Origin of the sequence: Pseudarthrobacter sp. J1763 (assembly GCF_050490295.1) — a bacterium.
Taxonomy (GTDB): Bacteria; Actinomycetota; Actinomycetes; order Actinomycetales; family Micrococcaceae; genus JBNPEO01.
Genome location: NZ_JBNPEN010000007.1, coordinates 162,500 through 184,516, shown reverse-complemented (window position 1 = coordinate 184,516; position 22,017 = coordinate 162,500). Strand labels below are relative to the sequence as shown.

The window sequence follows — 22,017 nt, the reverse complement described above, 5'->3', positions numbered from 1 at the left end:
GGCTCGGTAGCGGCACACCGCCATGGGGGGTTATTCATTTGTCGGTCGCACTCCGCTATGAGCAAAGGATTCGGAAGGTAATGTCCCAAGAGGCCAACTTCTCTAACGCGCATTTTCTCACTGTCGCCGAGGTGGCGGAGGTTATGCGTGTGTCCAAAATGACCGTGTATCGCTTGGTCCACTCCGGCGAAATGCCCGCTGTGCGCTTTGGGCGCTCATACCGGGTTCCGGAAGCCGCCGTCGAACAGTATTTAAAGACGGCAGTAGTGGACGGCCAATCAGCCACCGCCTAAGCGGGAAACTGCGCACGGAGGGGCATCCGGTCAACGGAGTCCCCCAGAAGGCGGTACCCTGTTAAGGAACGTTTTACGTCATCGTAAGAATCTGTCAGTTGTTTCTGCCCTGTGCATCGTTGCGGTTTTACCGTTCGAGACACAACGGAAAGCTACTGGCATCTAGTGTGTGAGGAACTTTCGTGGGTTCAGTAATCAAGAAGCGTCGCAAGCGTATGGCCAAGAAGAAGCACCGCAAGTTGCTTCGTAAGACCCGCCACCAGCGTCGCAATAAGAAGTAGAAATACTTCCCATAGCGTGAAAAAGCCCGCCACTGATGTGGCGGGCTTTTTATTTAGTGTGCCTACTTGGCCCGGAACTTGGCGAAGCCTCGCCACAAACCGTAAATCGCCCCGCCCACGGTTGCGGCTTTGAGTCCCACGGTGGCTGCACGGCGGCCCGAGCGGAAGTCATAAACCGGCCAGTTGTTGTCCTTTGCGTGGCGGCGCAGTTTGGCGTCAGGGTTGATCGCTACCGGGTGCCCCACCAAGGACAACAGCGGAATGTCATTGTGGGAATCGCTGTAGGCCCAGCACTTTTTGAGGTCTAAGCCTTCGCGTTCTGCCAAGTCACGGGCAGCCAATGCTTTGGCTGGACCGTGCAAAATGTCCCCTACAAGCCGGCCAGTGTAAGCGCCCTCGGAAACTTCACCCACGGTTCCTAAGGCACCGGTGAGGCCAAGCCGGTCAGAAATGACCGTGGCCACTTCTACGGGGGTGGCCGTGACCAACCACACCCTGCGTCCTACGCGTAAGTGCTGTTCCGCGAGGGCTTTGGCGCCTGGCCAGATGCGAGAGGCGATCATCTCGTCGTAGACCTCGTTGCCAAGCGCCTCGATGTCCGTGACCAGAATTCCTGCAGCCAAAACCAGTGCGGAATCTCGAACAGCTTCAACGTCTTGAAGATTTTCCCCGCGCGTCACAAATTTGAACTGCTTCCACGCAAAACCCGCGGCCTGGCGCAAGGTGAACGCTTTGCGTTCGTACATTTTTCGGGCCACATGAAAGAGGCTGGCGCCCTTCATGAGGGTGTTATCAACATCAAAAAATGCGGCCTCGCTGAGGTGAGCAGCAGTGAGGTTCGTGCCCTCCGTGCTCTCGGTATTCTGCTGAGGCATATTACGAGTCTAGTCATTCGCCGGGCTGATCGTGTAGGCGCAACCCGCCCGGAACTGCCGGTACTCGATGGACTGTCGCGGGCTGGTGCGTGCACGTTCCAAGATGTGAGTAACGTTGAACCATGCACATTCCGGAGCTGGTGCTGGTCACCAAAAGTCAGTGTCACTTGTGCGATGCGGCACGGGAAACCGTTGCCAGCGTTGCTGCAGACGCGGGAATCGCGTGGGCTGAACAGTTAATTGACGACGACGACACACTGCGGGCGCGATTCGCCGAGGAAGTGCCGGTGGTCTTGGTAGACGGGGTGCAGCGCGACTTTTGGAAGATCGACCCGGTGCGCCTGCGTAAAACGCTGGACAAGGCGATGACTCAAGCCGACTAGAGTGTTTTTGACATGTCTAACCGATGGAGCAACGCGTGACCTCGCTGGAATCAGTACCCGAGCCGGGCAAGGCCGAATCTTCCGCCCGCCACATTCCGGCTGCAGCCGTTGCGAGGCTCACCTTGTATTTACGGGCCCTCAATAGCCTCACCGGCGAGGGTGTTGAGCGCGTTTCCTCCGAGGCGCTCGCCGAAGCCTCCGGGGTCAGCTCCACCACACTCCGCAAGGACCTTTCCTATATTGGATCCTACGGAACGCGCGGTGTGGGCTATGAGGTTCAGTACCTGAACCGGCAGATCGCTTTGGCTTTGGGGCTCACTTTGGACTGGAAGGTCGCCATCGTTGGTGCAGGTAACCTGGGCCGTGCGCTGGCTAGGTATGGCGGTTTTGAATCGCGGGGCTTTGATGTAGTGGCAATTTTTGATGCTGACCAGATGCTGGTGGGTAACGAGGTGGGTTGGCTACGTGTGAGTGATGTTGCTGATCTGGACGCAGTGATTCGTAAAACCGGTGCCAACATGGCGGTCCTCGCATTGCCTGCTGCCGTGGCGCAGGAGGTCTGCAATCGCGTGATCGATGCCGGGATTCGGAGCATTTTGAGCTTTGCTCCCGTGATGCTCCAAGTCCCTGAGGACGTCAACCTGCGCAAGGTGGACATGGCCACCGAGCTACAGATTTTGGCTTACCACGCACAAAGGACGCAGACCCCGGACGAGTAATTAACTCGCCGCAGGGGCTGCGCCCTTGGTGCGTAATGCGTTGCTCTGGCTTGTTGAGTTGTTGAGTTACTGGCTTGTTGAACTACTGGCCGTAGGGGTTGGAGAAGTTGGTGGTGTACGGCTGCTGCTTACGGAACCACGGTGCTGAGTCCTTCAACCAGATAAGTACAATCGCAGCGATACCCAAGACCATGGACAGTATGTAGATCAAGCCACTGCCGAGGTAGCTCAAGGAAAGCACTGCGAATACGGTGCCCAAGATACGCGCCCAGTTAGCGCCCTTGCGGACAAAAAAGGCCACCAGAACGTACAGGCCCAGACCAATGATCCCAAAAACGATCAACATGGGAGCCACAGCGCTCAGCACGCTGTTGATGGTTTCCGGGTCACCCTGTGCACCCATTTGATTGGCCAATGCTTCCCGGCCAGCAGCGGTATTGGCACTTGCCCCGGCAACGATCGCGCCAATCAGTGAGAGCACTCCAGCAGCGATGATCAGCCAGAATGCCAGATTCACTTTCTGCGGCACGGGGCCCTTGGTGCCAGTTGCGGCTCCGGACGTTGCTGCGCTAGGCCAAGCGGCCTGCTGACCCGGCTGGCCATACTGCTGTGGGGCACCGTACTGGTTCTGCTGCCCGGCACCGTACTGAGGAGCCGACGGCGTTCCGTACTGTGGAGCGCCATGCTGGCTCTGTTGCGGTGCGCCGTATTGCGGCGCTGAGGGTGCGCCGTGCTGCGGCTGCTGGCTCTGCTGCCCAAACTGGGGCTGTTGAGGTGCACCGTATTGCGGCTGGCCCGGCTGACTCTGCTGGCCATACTGAGGCTGGCCCTGCTGGGGTGCGCCATACTGGGGCTGCTGCGGCTGGCCCTGCTGAGGGGTGCGTTCGCCAAACCTCGGCTGTTCTTCACCGGACGATGGCTGTTCCGGGTTGACCGGAGGGACGGGAGGGTTACTCATTGCGCTTCCTTAGGTGTAGGCGTCAGTGACGTGCCGCCCGCAACCGGAGGCCCCGGTGGCCGGCATTCATTCCACCGTACCGTGAGTGAGGCTTATGGCAAGGAAATTTGTGCCGAAATCTATGGGTAGTTCAGCCCTCAATGTTGCCTAGTGTGACGTCGGGGTCCTTTGTGGGAGCCATGTAACCCTCGACTGCGCCACCAGCTAGAGAGTAAACAGGAAACAAAACAGGGAGCAATTAACAAAAAAGTGGGGCGCATCCCGGCCCTTAGACCAAGACGCGCCCCACTTTTGAGCGGGAGTAATTCAGCGGCAGTAACTACCGCGTACTGCGTTATGACGCAGAGTTATTACTCTGCAGCGGCTGCTTCAGCTGCTGGAGCGATGAAGGAGAGCTCGAGGGTGATGGTCACCTTGTCGCTGACCAAAACGCCACCGGTCTCGAGAGCTGCGTTCCAGGTCAGGCCGAAGTCTTTACGGGAGATAACGGTCTTGCCGGAGAAGCCAGCGCGGGTGTTGCCGAACGGGTCAACAGCGGTTCCTGCGAACTCAACGTCGAAGGTTACCGGCTGGGTGATGCCCTTGATGGTGAGGTCGCCGGTGAGCTTGTAGTCTTCGCCGTCACCGGAGATTTCGGTGGAAACGAAGGTCAATTCCGGGAACACCTCGACGTCGAAGAAGTCAGCGCTCTTAACGTGGCCGTCGCGGTTAGCGTCGCCCGAATCGAAGCTAGCTGACTTGATGACTGCATTGACGGTGGTGTCTGCAACGGTGGAACCAACCGTGGCGGTTGCTTCTACTTCGTTGAACTTGCCGCGAACCTTGGAAATGCCTGCGTGGCGGACAACAAAGCCAACTTCGCTGTGGGATCCGTCAAGAGTCCAGGTGCCGGCGGTGATGTTTGCGGGGATGGTCATGGTATTTCTCCTGTGTGTTGAAAGGGAAGTCTGATCATTAGCTTGCTGCTTCAACCCGGAGGGCTGCCGTTCTGAAATGTACCAGAGGAAGATCCGAGTTTGATTGAAGCCTCAACTAACTGCTGTACCCAGTATAAACATGCATTTGCATGTTTCATTCCCGAGTTACGAAACTTTTTTAAAATTTCTCAACTTCTACTGTTCGTAGAAATTTTGCTGCCCGATTCGTCGGATACCCTCCACCTTTGAGAAACTGGTACACATGCCCCAAGCAATAGTCCATCTGCTGCGCCATGGCGAGGTTTTTAACCCCACCGGTGTGCTGTACGGTCGCCTTCCTGAATTCCACCTCTCCGCACTGGGTCAAGAGATGGCGCAGACGCTTGCGAGCCACTTTTTGGCGCAACGCGAGGCCGGGGCCAACATTGTTTACCTTGGCGCTTCACCGCTGACCCGGGCCCAAGAAACCGCGCAGCCCACCGCGGAAGCGCTCAACCTTCCCATCAACACTGAACCGCGCATCATCGAAGCGGAGAACTCCTTCGAAGGACTTAAAGTCTCCAAAAAGGAACTGATGCATCCGCGGCACTGGGCAAAGTTCCGCAACCCGTTGCGGCCGTCTTGGGGCGAACCGTACCAAGCGCAAGCGGACCGCGTGCTGGCAGCGGTAGGTGATGCACGACGTCGGGCATTGGAGTTGGGTGGCGAAGGTGCCGAAGCGATTCTGGTCAGCCATCAATTACCGATCTGGGCCACTCGCCTCAGCGCCGAGGGAAAACGTTTGTGGCACGATCCGCGCAATCGCGAATGCACACTGACTTCGCTGACGTCATTAGTTTTTGAGGACGATCAGATTGTTGACGTCCGCTATTCCGAGCCGGCAGCCGCACTTTTGCCTGGCGCCTCAAGTACCCCGGGAGCCTAGGGATGGACCAGAATATCGCTCAATCAGCACGAAGCCTCAGCCGCCGCAAACTGTTTTCAATGGCAGGCGTGGCCGCAACCGGGATGGTGGGCGCCGTGGCGCTCTCCGCCTGCAGCTCTGACGACTCTCTCGCGCAGCAAGCACGCGCCGGTGACAATAAAAACTACATTGCAGGGGATGGTTCAGTCTCCGAGTACAACAAAAACGACCGCAAAGCAGCCGTTGACTTCACCGGAGTCCTTTTTGACGGCACCAAGGTCCCGTCAAAGGATCTCTTGGGCAAAGTTGTGGTGATGAACTTCTGGTACGCAGCTTGCGCACCATGCCGGGTTGAAGCACCGTCATTGCGGACGCTGCACCAAGAATTCAAGCCCAAGGGTGTTGAGTTCTACGGCGTAAACCTCAGCGATGAACGCGCCACTGCCGAGGCATTTGAGAAGACGTTTAAGCTGGACTACCCAACTTTTAGCGTCAAAATGGACAGCGGTATGCTGCTGGCTCTGGCCAAGGAAGTTCCGCCCAAGGCTGTACCCACCACGCTGGTTTTCGACAAACAAGGCAAAGTTGCAGCACGCATTTTGGGCCGGCTTGAAGAAGGCACCTTGCGTTCGCTGATCTCCAGTGCAGTGGCCGAGTAAGTTCCTCAGTGACTAACAACCCCTTTGCCGAAACGATCCTTAACGGCTCACTCCTTCTGGCTATCCCGGTGGCACTGCTGGCCGGGTTGGTTTCCTTCCTATCCCCGTGTGTTTTGCCGTTGGTGCCCGGATATTTGGGCTACGTTACGGGCCTCAGCGGAGTGGACCTGGAACAGCGCAAACGCGGCCGGATGTTCGCCGGTATTGGTTTGTTTGTGCTGGGCTTCTCTGTGATTTTTGTCCTCCTAGGTGGAGCCTTTGGTCAGCTAGGTGTGCTGATTTCCGGCGGAAAATTTGATTGGGTCACCCAAATACTGGGCCTAGTGGTGGTGCTGATGGGTGTCATTTTTATGGGCGGCTTCAGCTGGTTCCAACAGGACGCCAAGATTCACCGCAAACCCCCGGCAGGCCTCTGGGGTGCCCCCATTCTTGGGATGACCTTCGGACTGGGCTGGGCTCCCTGTATTGGGCCAACCTATTCCGCCGTCCAGCTCTTGAGCCTCTCCGGGGGATCTTCCGCGGCTAAGGGCGCATTCCTAGCTTTTGTCTATAGCCTTGGCCTGGGCATTCCCTTTTTGGTGATCGCACTGATGGTTCGCCGTGGCATGGGAGTAATGAACTTCTTCCGGCGCCATCGCTTGGCCATCCAACGAATTGGCGGTGTGGTGCTGATTTTGCTCGGCATGTTGATGGTCACCGGTGTGTGGGGACACTGGACCGCAGAATTACAGTCTTGGTTCCAAAACGAAGTGAAGTTACCCATCTGATGAGCGAGCCAGTGAAGAACAGTAAAAAGGACCCCCAGCCGGAAGCAACAACGCCGGTCAAAACCGTTGCAGATGCGCGCCGCACCGCAGCCCAACCGGCACTGGGCGCTTTGGGCATGCTCCGCTGGGCGTGGACACAGCTGACCAGCATGCGTACCGCTTTGTTTTTGTTGCTGCTACTCGCTGTTGCCGCAGTTCCGGGTTCCTTGTTTCCCCAGCGCCCGGCCAATCCTTCAGTGGTCACCCAGTACCTGAAAACTCACAAGGACTACGGGCCGCTGCTGGATAAATTGCAGCTCTTTGATGTGTACTCCTCGGCGTGGTTCTCCGCCATCTACATTCTGCTGTTTGTCTCCTTGATTGGCTGCGTTGTTCCACGCGCCAAAGCCCACTACAAGGCCATGCGCTCCCAACCGCCGCGTACCCCAAAACGTCTTTCACGGCTGCCTGAATACGGCACTATGGTGATCCCCGCAGCACAGGGTGTATCTGCGTCGGACGCTATTGCTGATGCGGGGCGGCTGCTCAAAAAGCGCGGCTACCGCGTTGACATCCGCGATGCCGATGGTGAACGCCCCTCCATTGGTGCTGAACGCGGCATGATTCGCGAAGTGGGAAACCTGGTTTTTCACACTTCGCTGATTGGTGTTTTGGTCTCCGTGGCCATCGGTGGGCTTTTTGGCTACAGCGGTCAGCGGACCTTGGTGGAGGGTGACACCTTCGTTAACACCCTAGTTGGGTACGACCAGTTCAGCCCCGGCACCAACTTCCAATCCTCACAGCTTTCGCCTTACTCAGTGACTCTGGACAAGTTTGAGGTCCGTTTTGACCGCGAATCAGTCAAACAATTTGGTCAGCCGCTGGACTTCAAGGCCACTCTCACCACCAAGGACAGCCCCACTGCGGAGCCAAAAGAGCAGATCTTGAAGGTCAACGATCCGGTATCCCTGGGTGGAACCAACGTTTACCTGGTGGGTAATGGCTACGCCCCGGTCATCACCGTGCGGGACGGTACCGGAAAAATCGCTTTCCAAGGTCCCGTACAGACCATCCCCACGGACAGTGTGTTCACCTCAACTGTGGTCATCAAGGTCCCGGACGCTTCCCCGTCTCAACTGGGATTTGTTGGGTTCTTCTTGCCAACAGTGGACAAAAGCGCTGATGGTGTTTCCTTTAGCGCTGATCCTGATCCGCTCAAACCGCAATTGAGCCTGAACTCTTACTACGGGGACTTGGGGCTTGACTCTGGTTCCCCGCAAAACGTCTACAACTTGGACGTCAAGAACCTCAAGCAACTTAACGGTCGCGATCTTCCCGCCGGCGGTATTGTGCTGGATCCGGGGAAGACCTACAAACTTCCCGAGGGCAAGGGCAGCATCAGTTTTGATGGCCTCAAGCGGTACATCGCCTTGGATATTCACAACAACCCGGGCCAGGTCCCGGCGCTCATTTTTGCGCTGATCGCCATCGCCGGGCTTGTCACCTCGCTCTACGTGGGGCGCCGTCGCGCATGGGTTCGCACCGGAACTGCTGCTGACGGACGCACCATGGTGGAGTACGGCCTTTTGGCCCGCGGCGAGGACCACAACCTGGCGAAAGAAGCCTCGGCGGTACGTCAAATGCTGGTACAGGAATGGGCTCTGGATTCTTCCCAGCCTGCTCCCACCAAAGAGGAGGATAATGTCCGCTTGGACGTAGTCTCCCCAGCTACAACACCTGAAGAAAAGAAGGACAGCTAATGCCCGCGCTCAACCAAACCCTTGGTCAATACAGCGAACTTTTTATGCTCCTCGCGGCAGCGACCTACACGGTGGCGTTTATCGCTTTCGCGTGGGACCTCGCCTCGAGCAGCAAATCTCTGCGCGCGGCTGAAGCGCAGCCAGCTGCAGCGCCGCAAGAGCGCGACCTTGCTTTGGTGGGTGCAGGTGCAGCGGCCGCTACGCCAGCTTCTGCCGGTACGACGACGGGACGTGGCGCTTCGTCGTCGTCCTCCGTTGCGAGCGCCGTCACCGCCAATGGCGACATGAAGTACCGTAGCGGCAGGCGTGCTGCTGCACGTGCCGCCGTTGCCGTCACGATTTTGGGTGTGCTCATTCACGGTGCCGGCGTGGTCACGCGTGGTTTAGCTGCAGGACGCGTGCCTTGGGGAAACATGTACGAGTTCCTTACCACGGGCGCTTTTGTAGCAATCGCAGTCTTTTTGTTGGTGCTGACTCGCCGCGATCTGCGTTTCTTGGGAACCTTTGTTGTCGGTCTGGGAACCATCATGCTGGTTGCCGCTGCTGTGGCGTACTGGACCCCCGTTGGTCACTTGGTACCCGCACTTCAGAGCTACTGGTTGGTTATTCACGTCTCTATTGCCGTGATGTCCTCGGCCTTGTTCACACTGACCTTTGCCATGAGCGTTTTCCAGCTCATCCAGTCCCGTCGCGAATCAACCATCGCCGCTGGTGGCGCTGACAAGCTGCCCTTTATGCGTATGGTGCCGAACGCTTTGTCCTTGGAAAACCTCAGCTACCGGATCAACACCATCGGTTTTGTGGGATGGACCTTCACGCTGATGTTCGGTGCCATTTGGGCTGAAAAAGCCTGGGGTCGCTTTTGGGGTTGGGACACCAAAGAAGTATGGACCTTCGTGATTTGGGTGGTCTACGCAGGCTACCTGCATGCACGTGCCACCCGTGGTTGGACAGGCACCCGCGCGGCATGGCTGTCCATTGTTGGCTACTTGTGTGTGGTCTTCAACTTCACCATCGTCAACCAGTTCTTCAACGGCTTGCACTCCTACTCAGGGCTATAAAAACTCCGCAACTTGCTTAGCCTCTAGACCGCTTCGTCTCTACACCCCTTCGTCTCTACACCCCGGCCACGGTTCGGAAACCATTGTTTCCAGCCGAGGATTCCGGGGTGTTTGAGGTTCTGGCCGCTACTCGGTACCGGTTGCAGTAGGAATCGTGGCAAAGGTAGGACCCGCCGCGCATCACGCGTCCGGCACCGATCGTGGGGCCCTGCGGATTCTCGGTGGGGGAGTTGCGGTAATACTTGGGCAGGAACCAATCAGCGCACCATTCCCATACGTTTCCGGCCATGTCATAGAGGCCAAAACCGTTCGGCTGGAATGATCCCACCGGTGCGGTGCCGAGGTGCCCGTCCTCCCGAGTGTTGTGCGTGGGGAACGTGCCTTGCCAAACGTTGCAGCGGTGTTCGCCCTCTGGGTGAAGCTCATTGCCCCACGCGTAGCGCATACCTTCCAAGCCGCCGCGCGCCGCGTATTCCCATTCGGCCTCCGTGGCGAGCCTGCGCCCGGCCCACGCACAGTACGCCAAGGCATCGTTGTAGGAGACATGGACCACGGGATGGTCAAGGAAATCGCGGTAATCAGAGGTGGGGCCAGTGGGGTGCGCCCAGTCTGCGCCGCACACATTCAGCCACCACGGTGCACCTGCGGCCGTGCCTAGGACATCCGGTCTGGGGGCGGTAGAGAGCAGATGGAACACCGCGGAGGAGCCGTACTGTTCGGCTTCCGTGGTGAAACCGGTGGCTTGAATGAATGCTGCGAACATGCGGTTGGTCACCGCCGTGGTGTCCATCCGGAAAGCGTCTAGCCTGACCTCGTGAACTGGTGTCTCACCGTCGTTGGGGTAGCCCTCGCCAAAGGCATCCCCCATCTGGAAGCTGCCGGCAGGGATCAGGGCATCGTGATGCAAGGCACCAAGTTTTGTACTGTGCAAGCCAGACGGTGGGCGACCGATAGTGAGCCCGACGGCGGTGGGCCCGGCGGTGCTGGAACTGGCAGCACTGGAGCCAGCAGCACTCGAGCCAGCAGCACTGGAGCCAGCGGCGGCTGGCTGCGGGCCGTCGTCGTGCTGTGTTCCGCGCGTCGGTGAGCAGCAGCTTTCGGGGTGTTCGGCGTGGCTCATTTTCCGCCCCGCACGAATTCTTTCCCGGGCCACTGCGGCAAGGCCTTTTGCGCTTCAAGGAACTCGCTGAACGTGACGCCCGGCGGGGTTCCTCCCCACATCTTTTGCCCCAAGAGCCCAAATGTTGGCGCGACCATGGTGTACATGTCCTGTTCTGTGTAGTCCTCTAGTACCAGATCATTCCAGAGCGCAGACATGGCACCGAGTAGTTGAGGGTGGCCCTTGCTGAGTTCTTGCCCTGCGCCGAAGATGTGAGGCTCCCACTCGTTCCACAGCCTTTCTAGTGGGAGTCCCGTGCCGCAGTAGTAGTCGGCGTAGGGGACCGTGTAAAGCAAGTCATCGTTGGTGTTAATGATCCGGTAGCCGTCGCTCGTGGCTTCGAGGGGGCCGTACCATTCGTTGTTCCACGAACACATGATGACGTCACGGTCATAGCCAGCCGGTGGTTCCGGGCCCGCGCTCTTGGACACACCCGCGCTCTTGGACACACCCGCGCCCTTGGACATCACCGAGAGGCTGCCCCACGCTACTGGGGTTTTCCCACAGGCGCGAAGGTGCGCGGCGATCTCATTGAAATAGCGGCGGTAGTCCTGTGGATGTTCGCGGTCGTATTCGTCAGCGCCGAAGTGAACCAGCGGGCCGCGGAACCAGGGCAAGAACTCGTTGAAAATGCCCTTCATGAAGTTGATGGCCGTGGAGTCGGTGAGATCCAGCATGTCCGAGTCCCCGCCGTTCCGGCCCAACTCCGGGTGGTGAACAATGAACGCCCGGGCATGGGCGGGAGCGTCAATTTCCGGAATGATGTTGACGCCCTGGCTGGCGGCAAGATCCTCAAAGGACTCCCAATCGGCGCGGACGTAGGAGCCGTCTGTGCTGGCGAGGTGGGCAAAGTCATCCGAGTCGGAACGTAATCGGAACCCATGCTGGGCTTCATTCCACGGGCGGCCGGTGTCCTTAGTGATTTCGTTGTCATTGAGGTGAATCACCAGAGTGTTCAACTTGTGCCAACTCATGTGACGGATGAGATCGCGGATGAAGGCTGGCCGGGAGAAGCGCCTTCCAACGTCGATCACAAACCCACGAACAGGATAATCCGGCCAATCGAGCGCTTCCCCATGGGTCAGTGCCGGGTTGGCTGCGAGGAGCTGAAGCAGGCTTCGTGTCCCCCAGTAGAGTCCACGGGCGGTTGGGGCAGTGAGTGCGATTGCCTCACCAACAACCAGCCGGTACGCCTCGGGCCGCACGTGCTCGGGAATGTGCGCAAAGCGCTGATCCTCTGGATCGATCACAAACTCGAGCGCAGGTGCCTGTGTTGCCGAGCAAACCGTGGTGACCAGCAATTCGGCGAGGTCAGCGGCGAACGCCTCAGCTACCGCTTCGGCATCCGCACCGGAGGCCCTGAAGCCAAGAACCTCCGGCAGCCGGAACGAACCAGTAGCAGGGCTCCACTTCTTGAATCCCGGAATGATCCGTGCGCCTGGAGTGCAGCTGGTCACGAGCCTTCGGCGGCGTCGTCGTTGGTGTCAGTGGCCTTTGTGTCTTTAAGGCGGCGTTCGCGCTCTTCGAGTTCTTGGCGCAGCTTGGCCAAGCGGTCCGCTTCCGCCTTGTTCCTGCGCTGGCGTTCCAGGTTCTGCAAGAACTCGGGGTCGTCATCCGGGGCGGTGGTGTGTGTGACTCGGCGCTGCTGCGGGCCCGGGTAGGGGCGGCCAAAAATGAACCATAAGATGGCGCCTAGCAGCGGCAAAAGTACCATCACCACAATCCATGCCGTCTTGGAAATGCCGCGTACAGCACGCCGATCAGTGCGGATGCAATCGATGAGTGCATACACAAAAATCGCAATGGCAAGGATAGTTCCGATCACGCGAGGCATCCTTTGAGTCTAGTCTCTACGGGGTGCTCCCATACCCTTTGCATGGGGGCACCCTGGTGCGTACAGCTTGCCACCAGCGGCGCGGGCTATACTTAGACAGTGGCAAATCTGAAATACTTCCTGATCCGCGCGGCGCTCTTTGTTCCGCTCTTTATTGTGTTCCTGTTGCTGGGCACCGGCGCACTGCTAGCCGCACTTTACGGTGCGGTGATTTCCTTCGCTGTGAGCTACTTGTTTTTCCAACGCCAGCGTAACGAGGCCTCCGCACAGATCCGTCACCGGCTCTCCGGTAAAGCTGAGCCAGTGCGTACCGCCACGGAGATTGACGATGCCGCCGCCGAAGATGCCCTCGTTGATGCTCAGCTCAATGCTGCCGAATCCAAGACTGCCGAATCCAAGGCTACACAGAACCCGGGTGCAAAGAACGCTGACGGATACACGCCGCGCACTTCGCTCTAACCCGCACTGCGTTCTAATCTAGGGCTGCACTCGGACCTTCTTGGCGCTTACCTTGCTGGTTCTTACGTTCCGGTGAGCGTGTGCTGCAGAATCAGACCTACGGCGAACAGCACACTGTAACCAAGGTTGATCAGGCCAGTCTGTTTGAGCACCGGGATCAGGTTTTTGCGTTGCCGCCCGGTGAGCATCACCCAGCACGGCATCAGGCAAGCCGGCGTGAGCACCAGCACCACCAGGAGCCACGGGTGTGTGGGTGCAACAACAATGACCAGCAGCAAGGCTACGGCGATCATCAGCACGTAGCTTTCGCGGGCATGCTTATCTCCCAGCCGCACAGCAAGGGTCTTTTTGCCCACTTCTTTATCCGTGGGAATGTCCCGGACGTTGTTGGCCATGAGCAGCGCACAAGCGATCAGCCCAGTTCCAATGGCACCAATAATCGCCACCGTGCTGATCCGTCCAGCCTGGGTGTAGGTGGTGCCGAGGGTGGCCACTAGACCAAAAAACACAAACACAAACAGATCGCCCAAACCCATGTAGCCATACGGGTTTTTGCCACCCGTGTAACCCCAGGCGGCCAGCACACAGCCTGCACCTACCAGCAAGAACCACCAAGTTTGGGTCAAGAGAACAAGGCCCAATCCGCACAGCATGGCCAGCGCAAAGCAGCCAAACGCAGCCATTTTGACCTGCTGTGGACGGGCAGCCCCTGAACCGGTGAGGCGCAGCGGCCCTACCCGGTCATTGTCAGTCCCGCGAATGCCGTCTGAATAGTCGTTGGCGTAGTTCACGCCGATTTGGAGCAAGAGCGCAACGAACGCAGCCAACACCGCGTTGAGCGGATGGAAGGCGTGCAAATCAAAGGCTGCGGCGCTGCCGATGATAACGGGGGCTACTGCAGCAGGAAGAGTGCGTAAGCGCGCTCCTGCAATCCATTGGGCGGCTGTTGCCACGATGACCTCTTAGTTCAGACTCTTGGTTCATACGGTTCCGCGTGAATGGCGTTACAGGCCACCCACTTCAGAGTGTTCAGCTATCTATTTTCCCTGATTAACTTCAGCTAACAGTTCAATCATGGTTAAACGGTCTACTTTTCCGTTGGCTAGGCGCGTGAGTTGCGCCTCTACAAGGATGACTTTGGGGGTGCTGTGACCCAGTACGGTTCCGACGGCGGCACGAACCTTTTCGGCGTCCAGTTCCGGATCGCTGGACTCAACAATGGCAGCCACGGACTGACCCCATTGCGCCGATGGAACGCCGGCAACAAAAGCTGCACTGACCCCGGAAACTTTCTCGAGCTGCGCTGCCACAACGCTAGCGGCAATTTTTTCGCCGCCCGAGATGATAACGTCGTCGGCCCGTCCAAGAACCGTCAGGCGCCCTTCGACGTCGAGGGCTCCCAAATCATTGGTGAGGTACCAGCGGGTATCTCCTTCGCTCAGGAAGGCGGCTTCGCTTAGTTCGGCTTGGCCAAGGTATCCAGAGGCAATAACGTCCCCGCCCAGTTGGACTTTCCCCTCAACAATCCGGACCTGAACGGCTTCGAGTGGCACACCGTTGTACACGCAACCGCCACAGGTTTCTGCCGAACCATACGTGGTCACCACGTTCACCCCGGCGTCCTTGGCTGCGGCCAAAAGCTCAGGAGCAGCTGGGGCGCCACCGAGTAAAATCGCGTTGAAGCGGCGCAACACTGCCAAGGTTTCCGGGGACGGGTCCTCGAGAAGGCGCTGCAATTGCGTGGGCACCAAGGAAGTGAAGCGGGTGCGATCGGTCAGCTCTAGGGCAGCGGCCGTAAAAGCTTCGGGAGTAAAACCGCCGGAAAGATCCATGGCCCACGGGCGGGTCCCAGCGAAGAGCGAACGCACCAGCACTTGAACCCCAGCCACGTACTGGAGCGGCAGGGCCAGAAGCCACTGCCCCTCACCCTGAAGTGCCATGGCAGTGGCCATCGATGAGGCAGCCAAAGCCTCAACACTGAGCACGGTTTCCTTCGGTGTTCCGGTGGAACCCGAGGTGCTCACCACTACCGCGGCGTCCTCAAACTCGTCAACGTCCACGGTGGTGATGTCAGCTGCACCGGACGGAGAAGTACCGAAGCGCACGGCAGGGCCCTCAGAATGGATGGCGTCAGCGAGGGCGCGCAGTACCGAATCAAGGTTTTGGGGATCGATTGTCATGGTGCGCCTAGAAGTAGTACGGGAAGGAGGACCAGTCTGGATCACGCTTTTGCAAGAACGCCTCCTTGCCCTCCACCGCCTCGTCAGTCATGTACGCCAAGCGGGTTGCTTCGCCGGCGAACACCTGTTGTCCGGCCAGCCCGTCATCGGCCAGGTTAAACGCGAACTTCAGCATCCGGATAGCCTGCGGGGACTGGCGGGCGATGTCAGCAGCGTACTCCAAGGCCACCTTCTCCAGCTCCTCGTGGGGGACTGCCTGATTCACCGCGCCCATCCGCACCATGTCCTCGGCCGAGTATTCGCGGGCCAAGAAGAAAATCTCGCGGGCAGCCTTCTGGCCTATTTGGCGAGCCAGCAACGCGGAGCCATAACCGGCGTCGAAACTACCCACCGTGGCGTCAGTCTGCTTGAACTTGCCGTGTTCACGTGAGGCAATGGTGAGGTCACTGACCACGTGCAGCGAGTGCCCACCGCCGGCTGCCCAGCCGTTGACGACGGCGATGACCACCTTGGGCATGGTCCGCATCAAGCGCTGGACCTCCAGAATGTGCAGCCGGCCGGCGCGGGCGGGGTCGATGGTTTCTGTTGTTTCACCCTCTGCGTACCTGTACCCGTCACGGCCACGGATGCGCTGGTCACCACCGGAACAGAAGGAGTGCCCACCGTCTTTGGGGGAGGGGCCGTTGCCGGTGAGGAGCACGGTTGCCACCTCAGGGGTCATTCGGGCGTGATCCATGGCGCGGTACAGCTCATCAACGGTGCCCGGGCGGAAAGCGTTACGCACCTCGGGGCGGTCAAAGGCGATCCGCACGGTGGGGAGGTCGCGTAGGACTGTGCCGTCGTCGTCGCGCTCTACCTGCCGGTGGTACGTGATGTCCTGAAAGTCCTCAAAACCGGCGACCAAACGCCAACGGGAGGGGTCAAAAATGTCAGAAACCTTGGCAGGGAGTTGCGTATTCACGTTCTTCAGTCTAGTAACTAACGTCCCGGGCTTAGCGCTGAAGCATCTCCACCGGCACCGAGTAGAGGATCACCACGGCCATTAAGTTCTTCGCAGCGTGCACCAAATAGGAGAACATCACGTTCTTCCCGGTCCACAAATAGACCCCCACTAGTGTGATTCCCATGGCCACATAGGGCAGAAGAGTCGTCAGCGAGAGGGCCTCTTTGCCCACCACATGTAGGCCAGCGAAAAGCACCACGGAAAGGCCCGCGCAAATCCAGACATTGATTTTTTGGCTCAGCTTGCCAATCAGTAAGTGGCGGAACATGTACTCCTCCACAAAGGGGCCAATGATCACCAACACTGGACCCATCAACCACAAGGGAACGTTCCGGGTCAGATCCTCCAGGCCTTGCTGATTAACCGAGACTCCCGGGTTAACACCACCGGCAATGACCAAAACTGCAGTCAGGATCAACATGGCAACAACAGCTAAGGGAACCATCGCCACAGTGAATCCGGGCCGCTGCGCCAAGATCCGCGCGTCGCGAGCTACAACGTGGCGTGCTGCCACCAAAGCTACGGCACCCACTGCTAGGTAAAACACTAAGTTCACCGCATATGTAGCTGTGTACGGATCCAGTTTGAGGCTCTCGACAATCTGGGCCAGCCAGGGTGCACCAACGCTTAAACCCACCGAGAGTCCCAAGTACACGATGATGGCTGCAGCGTCGAGCTTACTGAAGCGGTAGAGGCGTGTTTTGGTAGGTAATTGCAGAGTTGCCATGGTTCAAGAGTAGTGAAGTGAGCTGGGTGTTATGTCTTCTGAGTGTGACCCATTCTTGTGCCGTATCCCAGACGTTATGTGTTGCGCACGTCACGGCGGGTACCTCAAATCCTCTAGACTGGAACCTGCCGTTTGCCGCTGATGCGGCGTGAATATGCCAAAACGTGGATCATCCGGCACCGGCAAGACCCCTACCCACAAGGAACAGTTGTGCCTCAAAGTACGTCATCAGACCTTCAAGACACCACGGCAACAGTGACCGATCCAACCCTCAGCGCCGAGGGTTACAGTAAGACACTCAGCCGCCGTCACGTCACCATGATCGCGATGGGCGGCGCTATCGGCGTCGGCCTCTTTATGGGTGCCGGTGGCCGATTGGCCTCCACCGGCCCCGCGCTGATTTTCTCCTACGCCATTGCCGGCGTTATTGCTTACCTGCTGATGCGGGCACTCGGTGAGCTCATTATGTACCGCCAAACCTCCGGTTCATTTGTCAGCTACGCCGGTGAGATGTTCGGCAATAAAGGCGCGTACCTCTCCGGTTGGATGTACTTCATCAACTGGGGAATGACAGGCATCGCCGAGTTGATCGCGATTGGCCTGTACTTCCAATTCTTCTTCCCCAACGTGCCAGTAGCGGTGTCCGCGATTGCCGCACTTTTGCTGCTCGTTGCAGTGAACCTGTTTAGCGTCAAAGCTTTTGGCGAGTTCGAATTCTGGGCGTCCTGCCTGAAGGTCGGCGCCATCCTCATCTTCTTGGCCGTGGGTACCTTTATGGTGATCACCAACGCCCAGGTTGGCCCCGGCCACGCCTCAGTAGCAAACCTCTTTGCCGACGACGGCGGGATGTTCCCCAAGGGTGCGCTGGTGATGGTTCTTGTCCTCAATGCCGTGATCTTTGCCTACAACGGGATTGAACTGGTGGGTATCACCGCCGGTGAAATGGAGGATCCCCATCGCGAAGTACCCCGCGCCATCCGCGCCGTAGTTTTGCGCATTGTGGTGTTCTACGTTGGATCAGTGCTGCTGTTGGCCATGCTTTTGCCCTCCGACCAGTACAAAGCTGGAACGTCACCGTTTGTGACTGTCTTTGGCCAGATGGGCCTGGGTTGGGTGGGCGACGTGATGAACATGATCGTTATCACCGCAGCGCTTTCCTCATGCAACTCCGGCCTGTACTCGATTGGCCGCGTATTCCGCACCATGGCCAACAATGGTCACGCCCCCAAGTGGCTCACCAAAATGTCCAAGAGGCACGTACCGTACGCGGCCATTTTGGCGATCGCAGCGTTCTACCTCGTGGGTATTTTGCTGAACATTTGGTTGGGTGGTTCACACGCCTTTGACCTCGCGCTCAACACTGCCTCGATCGGTGTGATCTTCACGTGGGGTGCCATCTTCGCTAGCCAGATTGCCTTGCGCAAGCAGAAGGGTTTGGTGTCCTCCTTGCCCATGCCGGGCTCCCCGTGGACCAGCTGGGTTGGGCTGTTTGCCCTCTTGGCGATCACCGTACTGATTGGCTTCGACACCATGACATCCAAGGACGGCGAAGTCTTCTACCTAGGTGCTTGGACGCTGGCAACCATCCCGGTCTTCGCGCTGCTCTTGTGGTTGGGGTGGACCAAGATCAAGAACACCGCACCGAAGAACGAGCTCTTCAGCTAGCCCGTCTTCCGCCGCCGCCTCTTCGCGCCTCTCCTTCGCCGAGTGGGTAGATAACGTCGCTTTGGAGCAGGTCTAAGGGACGTTATCTACCCGTTCGGCAAGCTGGAGCGGGCGGGTCACACGCCTGAGGTGAGAAAGAACGACGGCGGGCCCCACCAAAAAGGTGGGGCCCGCCGTCGTTCTTTGCTGAGTTAGAAGAGATTAGTCCTTCTTGAACTCATCCTTGACACTCTCGCCGACCTTCTTAGCATCGGCAGCAACCTGGTCTTTGAGGCCTTCTGCCTTGAGATCGTCATTGTTGGTGACGTTTCCCGCAGCTTCCTTAGCCTTGCCAGCCAAGTGTTCTGCTTCGTTCTTGATCTTGTCTCCGATACCCATGGATAAACCACTCTCTTCGATAGATTTTGACCGGCCCGGTTGTGCAGTCAATTTCTTGTCCGCACGGGCCGGTTCACCAAGCATTTTCAGCCTAACACCGCGGTAGGGGGCGGTTTCAAGTCGCCCTAAAAGGGCCGGTAGGCTTCAGGAATGACAACTCGCCGCGCCAAGATCGCCGCACCGCAGCTGCCCGCCGTCGTCCTTCCGGAACTCGAGCCAGTGCCCTCGGACGGGGCATTTGTTGGCCGGGCAGAACGTCACGAAGCGTTGCTTTTTGACCGCACAACATTTGAAGGGCGGGACCTTGGCGGCTCGGATTTTATCGAGTGCCAATTCAGTGGGGTGAACCTCAATGAAGCCCAGCTGCGCGGCGCGACCTTCCGGGAGAGTGTCCTGGCCGAGCCGTTCGCACCGGTGCTGATGGCCGCACGGTCCACGTGGCAAGACGTGCAAATTTCTAACCCGCGCTGGGGGTCCGCTGAACTTTATGAGGGCGGCTGGCGGTCAGTAACGGTTGACGGCGGCAAGCTGGACTATGTGAATTTGCGCGGCTCCTCACTGATGGACGTCCAGTTCAAAAACTGCATTATTGGTGAGTTGGACCTGGCGCAGTGCAAAGCCCAGCGGATTTCTTTTAGTGACTGCAGCATCGGCACGCTAGACGTTTCTGGGGCGAAGTTGAAGGACGTTGATCTGCGCACCACAGAATTCAGTCAGCTCAACGGTTTGGGTAGCCTCGAAGGCTTGGTGATCGACGAATACCAGCTCTCACTCTTGGCGCCGTTGCTTGCAGCGCACCTGGGCATCAGTGTTAGGTGACTCCCCGCGCACCTTTCGCCGAGTGGGTAGATAACGTCCCTTTGAGCCAGGGCTAAGGGACGTTATCTACCCACTCGGCGAGTATTCAAGCGGGACAGGGGCGTGTAAGGTTTAGTGAACGAGCGGTCGGTAATTCACGGATGCTTGAGACTTTCACGTGAGTTGTATTGAGCACCACACCCGGAACTGCACGCTCCGGGGCACAAACTGAGGACTGAGGGCGTTCCATGGTTGAAGCTTTTCTGGTTGGCGGCGCACGCACCCCGGTAGGCAGATACGGGGGTGCGCTGTCCGCCGTCCGCCCCGACGATCTGGCTGCACTTGTGGTCAAAGAAGCAGTAGCGCGGGCAGGTATAGACCCGGACTCCGTCGACGAAGTCATCCTGGGCAACGCCAATGGCGCAGGGGAAGAAAACCGCAACGTGGCACGTATGGCCACCATCTTGGCCGGGCTTCCCCTCCACATCCCCGGCATCACCGTGAACCGGCTCTGCGCTTCCGGCATGAGCGCCATCATCATGGCCAGCCACATGATCAAATCCGGTGCCGCAGACATGGTGGTGGCCGGTGGTGTCGAGTCCATGAGCCGCGCCCCCTGGGTCCAGGAAAAACCCTCCAAGGCCTTCGCTAAGCCCGGCGAAATTTTTGACACCTCGATCGGCTGGCGTTTTATCAATCCCCTCTTCCAAAAAGGTGAACTGAGCCGAGGCGGGAAGATGACCTTCTCCATGTCAGAGACAGCCGAGGAAGTTGCCCGATTGGATGGTATTAGCCGCGAAGATGCTGACGCGTTCGCTGTGGAATCTCACCGCCGGGCTATCGCCACCATCGCCGCCGGGCACTTTAGCCAAGAGATCGTCCCCGTTACCGTGCCGGGCCGTAAAGGCAACACGGTGGTGGATACTGACGAAGGTCCACGCGAAGGAACCAGTGTGGAAGTTCTTGCTGGGCTTCGCCCTGTGGTCTCCGGCGGATCGGTGGTCACCGCTGGAAACGCCTCATCCCTGAACGATGGAGCCTCGGCAGTGATTGTGGCCTCCGAGGCTGCGCTCAAACGCTTTGGGCTCATCCCCCGGGCGCGGATTGTGGACGGCGGGGCGGCCGGTTGTGAACCAGAAATTATGGGCATTGGCCCGGTACCGGCCACGCAGAAAATCTTGGCACGCGCGGGCCGTACGGTAGGCGAGCTGGGCGCCGTCGAACTTAACGAGGCTTTTGCCAGCCAATCCCTCGCCTGTATCCGCCGGCTGGGTTTGGACCCAGAAATTGTTAATAACGACGGCGGTGCTATCGCTTTGGGCCATCCGCTCGGTTCCAGCGGGTCAAGGATCGCGATCACGCTGATGGGCCGGATGGAGCGCGAGCTTGCGCCGGGCGCTTTGGGCTTGGCCACGATGTGTATTGGTGTGGGTCAAGGTAGTGCCCTGTTGTTGGAGCGTGTGTAATGGACTTTGATTTTCAGACGCTGCGGGTAGAGGCAGGGGATACTGCGTTGACGGTGTCCCTCAACCGGCCCGAGGTGCGCAACGCAATCAATCAGCAGATGGTGGATGAGCTTCACCAGATCTGTGCCGAATTGGAGCGCAACCCAAAAATCCTGATTCTCACCGGCTCAGAGAAAATTTTTGCCTCCGGTGCTGACATTAGCCAGTTGCGTGAACGCCGACGGGATGAGGCACTTCAAGGTATCAACTCGGCGCTTTTTACTCGTATTGCGCGCCTGCCTATGCCGGTGATTGCAGCAATGTCCGGGTACGCGATGGGCGGTGGTGCAGAACTGGGGTACGCAGCTGACTTCCGGCTGGGGTCCACCACCCTGAAAATCGGCAACCCGGAAACGGCGCTGGGCATTGTGGCAGGTGCAGGTGCTACGTGGCGTCTTAAGGAACTTGTGGGCGAACCGCTCGCCAAGGAGATCCTGCTGGCTGGCCGAGTGCTGGACGCTCAAGAGGCCCTCGCCGTCAGGCTGGTCACCGAGGTGCATCCGCCGGAGGAATTGCTGAACGCCGCATATGCCCTTGCGGACCGAATTGCACGCCAAGACTCCTTGGCCGTGCGGATCACCAAGTCCGTTTTTCACGCTCCGGCTGAGGCTCATCCGGTGATTGACCAGTTGGCGCAAGGGATCTTGTTTGATTCCCCGGCGAAGTTTGAGCGGATGGACGCGTTTCTCAACAAGTCCACAACGCGCGGCACCGGCAGCAAGAAAGGCGAATAAGTGAGTCAGGTTCCAGAGA

The 22,017-nt window shown here is 58.5% G+C and carries 25 protein-coding genes; 14 read left to right on the top strand and 11 right to left on the bottom strand.

The features are described from left to right. Window positions 1-80: 80 nt before the first annotated feature. Both ACQQCD_RS09365 and ACQQCD_RS09360 read left to right on the top strand, forming a co-directional pair. Window positions 81-293 carry a helix-turn-helix domain-containing protein gene (locus tag ACQQCD_RS09365; protein ID WP_430268112.1) on the top strand — a complete coding sequence of 71 codons (213 nt, stop codon included), beginning with the start codon at window positions 81-83 and terminating at the stop codon, window positions 291-293. A gap of 182 nt (window positions 294-475) precedes the next feature. After that, window positions 476-574 carry a 30S ribosomal protein bS22 gene (locus tag ACQQCD_RS09360; protein WP_003792170.1) on the top strand — a complete coding sequence of 33 codons (99 nt, stop codon included), beginning with the start codon at window positions 476-478 and terminating at the stop codon, window positions 572-574. A gap of 62 nt (window positions 575-636) precedes the next feature. Here ACQQCD_RS09360 and ACQQCD_RS09355 read toward each other — a convergent pair whose 3' ends face one another. Then, a complete protein-coding gene (locus tag ACQQCD_RS09355) occupies window positions 637-1,449 on the bottom strand; it encodes an HAD family hydrolase (protein ID WP_430268111.1) in 813 nt (270 codons plus the stop codon). A gap of 122 nt (window positions 1,450-1,571) precedes the next feature. On the opposite strand from ACQQCD_RS09355, the gene ACQQCD_RS09350 reads away from it, so the two are divergent. Together ACQQCD_RS09350 and ACQQCD_RS09345 are read left to right on the top strand one after the other, a co-directional pair. Next, window positions 1,572-1,832, top strand: a complete 261-nt coding sequence (locus tag ACQQCD_RS09350; protein WP_430268110.1) for a glutaredoxin family protein — start codon at window positions 1,572-1,574, stop codon at window positions 1,830-1,832. A 35-nt stretch (window positions 1,833-1,867) separates the two neighbouring features. Continuing rightward, entirely contained in the window at window positions 1,868-2,551 is a 684-nt protein-coding gene (locus ACQQCD_RS09345) for a redox-sensing transcriptional repressor Rex (RefSeq protein ID WP_430268109.1), read from the top strand. An 82-nt stretch (window positions 2,552-2,633) separates the two neighbouring features. On the opposite strand, the gene ACQQCD_RS09340 is transcribed toward ACQQCD_RS09345, so the two are convergent. After that, complete coding sequence (locus tag ACQQCD_RS09340; protein ID WP_430268108.1) at window positions 2,634-3,509, bottom strand: hypothetical protein; 876 nt, start codon at window positions 3,507-3,509, stop codon at window positions 2,634-2,636. Window positions 3,510-3,859: 350 nt separating this feature from the next. Beyond that, window positions 3,860-4,426 (bottom strand): YceI family protein, encoded by a 567-nt coding sequence (locus ACQQCD_RS09335; RefSeq protein ID WP_430268107.1) that lies wholly within the window; start codon window positions 4,424-4,426, stop codon window positions 3,860-3,862. A 262-nt stretch (window positions 4,427-4,688) separates the two neighbouring features. Between ACQQCD_RS09335 and ACQQCD_RS09330 the strand changes: the two genes are divergently transcribed. The 5 genes from ACQQCD_RS09330 to ccsB are packed head-to-tail and all read left to right on the top strand — an operon-like array spanning window position 4,689 to window position 9,556. After that, a complete protein-coding gene (locus ACQQCD_RS09330; RefSeq protein WP_430268106.1) occupies window positions 4,689-5,351 on the top strand; it encodes a histidine phosphatase family protein in 663 nt (220 codons plus the stop codon). 2 nt (window positions 5,352-5,353) lie between these two features. Further along, window positions 5,354-5,989, top strand: a complete 636-nt coding sequence (locus tag ACQQCD_RS09325; protein WP_430268105.1) for a TlpA family protein disulfide reductase — start codon at window positions 5,354-5,356, stop codon at window positions 5,987-5,989. Window positions 5,990-5,997: 8 nt separating this feature from the next. Continuing rightward, window positions 5,998-6,756 carry a cytochrome c biogenesis CcdA family protein gene (locus ACQQCD_RS09320; protein ID WP_430268104.1) on the top strand — a complete coding sequence of 253 codons (759 nt, stop codon included), beginning with the start codon at window positions 5,998-6,000 and terminating at the stop codon, window positions 6,754-6,756. Beyond that, entirely contained in the window at window positions 6,756-8,495 is a 1,740-nt protein-coding gene (resB, locus tag ACQQCD_RS09315; RefSeq protein WP_430268103.1) for a cytochrome c biogenesis protein ResB, read from the top strand. Before ACQQCD_RS09320 ends, resB begins: the two co-directional genes overlap by 1 nt. Beyond that, window positions 8,495-9,556, top strand: coding sequence for a c-type cytochrome biogenesis protein CcsB (gene ccsB / locus ACQQCD_RS09310; RefSeq protein ID WP_430268102.1), 1,062 nt, complete (start codon window positions 8,495-8,497; stop codon window positions 9,554-9,556). Before resB ends, ccsB begins: the two co-directional genes overlap by 1 nt. Before the next feature lie 55 nt (window positions 9,557-9,611). On the opposite strand, the gene ACQQCD_RS09305 is transcribed toward ccsB, so the two are convergent. Genes ACQQCD_RS09305 through ACQQCD_RS09295 form a run of 3 tightly spaced genes read right to left on the bottom strand, consistent with a single transcriptional unit; the run spans window position 9,612 to window position 12,549 of the window. After that, complete coding sequence (locus tag ACQQCD_RS09305; RefSeq protein WP_430268101.1) at window positions 9,612-10,676, bottom strand: formylglycine-generating enzyme family protein; 1,065 nt, start codon at window positions 10,674-10,676, stop codon at window positions 9,612-9,614. Beyond that, window positions 10,673-12,172, bottom strand: coding sequence for a beta-N-acetylhexosaminidase (locus ACQQCD_RS09300; protein WP_430268100.1), 1,500 nt, complete (start codon window positions 12,170-12,172; stop codon window positions 10,673-10,675). The genes ACQQCD_RS09305 and ACQQCD_RS09300 overlap by 4 nt, the downstream gene beginning before the upstream one ends. Then, window positions 12,169-12,549, bottom strand: coding sequence for a PLD nuclease N-terminal domain-containing protein (locus ACQQCD_RS09295; RefSeq protein WP_430268099.1), 381 nt, complete (start codon window positions 12,547-12,549; stop codon window positions 12,169-12,171). The genes ACQQCD_RS09300 and ACQQCD_RS09295 overlap by 4 nt, the downstream gene beginning before the upstream one ends. A 99-nt stretch (window positions 12,550-12,648) precedes the next feature. Here ACQQCD_RS09295 and ACQQCD_RS09290 point away from each other — a divergent pair, with 99 nt between their 5' ends. Continuing rightward, window positions 12,649-13,008 carry a DUF4229 domain-containing protein gene (locus ACQQCD_RS09290; protein WP_430268098.1) on the top strand — a complete coding sequence of 120 codons (360 nt, stop codon included), beginning with the start codon at window positions 12,649-12,651 and terminating at the stop codon, window positions 13,006-13,008. A gap of 62 nt (window positions 13,009-13,070) precedes the next feature. Here ACQQCD_RS09290 and ACQQCD_RS09285 read toward each other — a convergent pair whose 3' ends face one another. The 4 genes from ACQQCD_RS09285 to ACQQCD_RS09270 all read right to left on the bottom strand — a co-directional run bounded on the left by ACQQCD_RS09285 (window position 13,071) and on the right by ACQQCD_RS09270 (window position 16,918). Beyond that, on the bottom strand, window positions 13,071-13,961 hold the full coding sequence (locus ACQQCD_RS09285; RefSeq protein ID WP_430268097.1) for a 1,4-dihydroxy-2-naphthoate polyprenyltransferase: 891 nt from the start codon (window positions 13,959-13,961) through the stop codon (window positions 13,071-13,073). Between the two features lie 84 nt (window positions 13,962-14,045). Further along, window positions 14,046-15,188, bottom strand: a complete 1,143-nt coding sequence (locus ACQQCD_RS09280) for an AMP-binding protein (protein ID WP_430268096.1) — start codon at window positions 15,186-15,188, stop codon at window positions 14,046-14,048. A gap of 7 nt (window positions 15,189-15,195) precedes the next feature. After that, complete coding sequence (locus ACQQCD_RS09275; RefSeq protein WP_430268095.1) at window positions 15,196-16,149, bottom strand: 1,4-dihydroxy-2-naphthoyl-CoA synthase; 954 nt, start codon at window positions 16,147-16,149, stop codon at window positions 15,196-15,198. A gap of 31 nt (window positions 16,150-16,180) precedes the next feature. Continuing rightward, window positions 16,181-16,918 (bottom strand): CPBP family intramembrane glutamic endopeptidase, encoded by a 738-nt coding sequence (locus ACQQCD_RS09270; protein ID WP_430268094.1) that lies wholly within the window; start codon window positions 16,916-16,918, stop codon window positions 16,181-16,183. A 210-nt stretch (window positions 16,919-17,128) separates the two neighbouring features. Between ACQQCD_RS09270 and ACQQCD_RS09265 the strand changes: the two genes are divergently transcribed. After that, window positions 17,129-18,583, top strand: coding sequence for an amino acid permease (locus ACQQCD_RS09265; RefSeq protein ID WP_430268093.1), 1,455 nt, complete (start codon window positions 17,129-17,131; stop codon window positions 18,581-18,583). A 201-nt stretch (window positions 18,584-18,784) separates the two neighbouring features. On the opposite strand, the gene ACQQCD_RS09260 is transcribed toward ACQQCD_RS09265, so the two are convergent. Further along, window positions 18,785-18,961 carry a CsbD family protein gene (locus tag ACQQCD_RS09260; protein WP_430268092.1) on the bottom strand — a complete coding sequence of 59 codons (177 nt, stop codon included), beginning with the start codon at window positions 18,959-18,961 and terminating at the stop codon, window positions 18,785-18,787. Between the two features lie 150 nt (window positions 18,962-19,111). Here ACQQCD_RS09260 and ACQQCD_RS09255 point away from each other — a divergent pair, with 150 nt between their 5' ends. From ACQQCD_RS09255 to ACQQCD_RS09245, 3 genes are all read left to right on the top strand, one after another. After that, complete coding sequence (locus ACQQCD_RS09255) at window positions 19,112-19,780, top strand: pentapeptide repeat-containing protein (protein WP_430268091.1); 669 nt, start codon at window positions 19,112-19,114, stop codon at window positions 19,778-19,780. Window positions 19,781-20,007: 227 nt separating this feature from the next. Beyond that, window positions 20,008-21,225 carry a thiolase family protein gene (locus tag ACQQCD_RS09250; RefSeq protein ID WP_430268090.1) on the top strand — a complete coding sequence of 406 codons (1,218 nt, stop codon included), beginning with the start codon at window positions 20,008-20,010 and terminating at the stop codon, window positions 21,223-21,225. Beyond that, the gene (locus tag ACQQCD_RS09245) at window positions 21,225-21,998 is read left to right on the top strand and encodes an enoyl-CoA hydratase/isomerase family protein (RefSeq protein ID WP_430268089.1); all 774 of its coding nucleotides are present in this window, start codon (window positions 21,225-21,227) and stop codon (window positions 21,996-21,998) included. The genes ACQQCD_RS09250 and ACQQCD_RS09245 overlap by 1 nt, the downstream gene beginning before the upstream one ends. The last annotated feature ends 19 nt before the right edge of the window (window positions 21,999-22,017 follow it).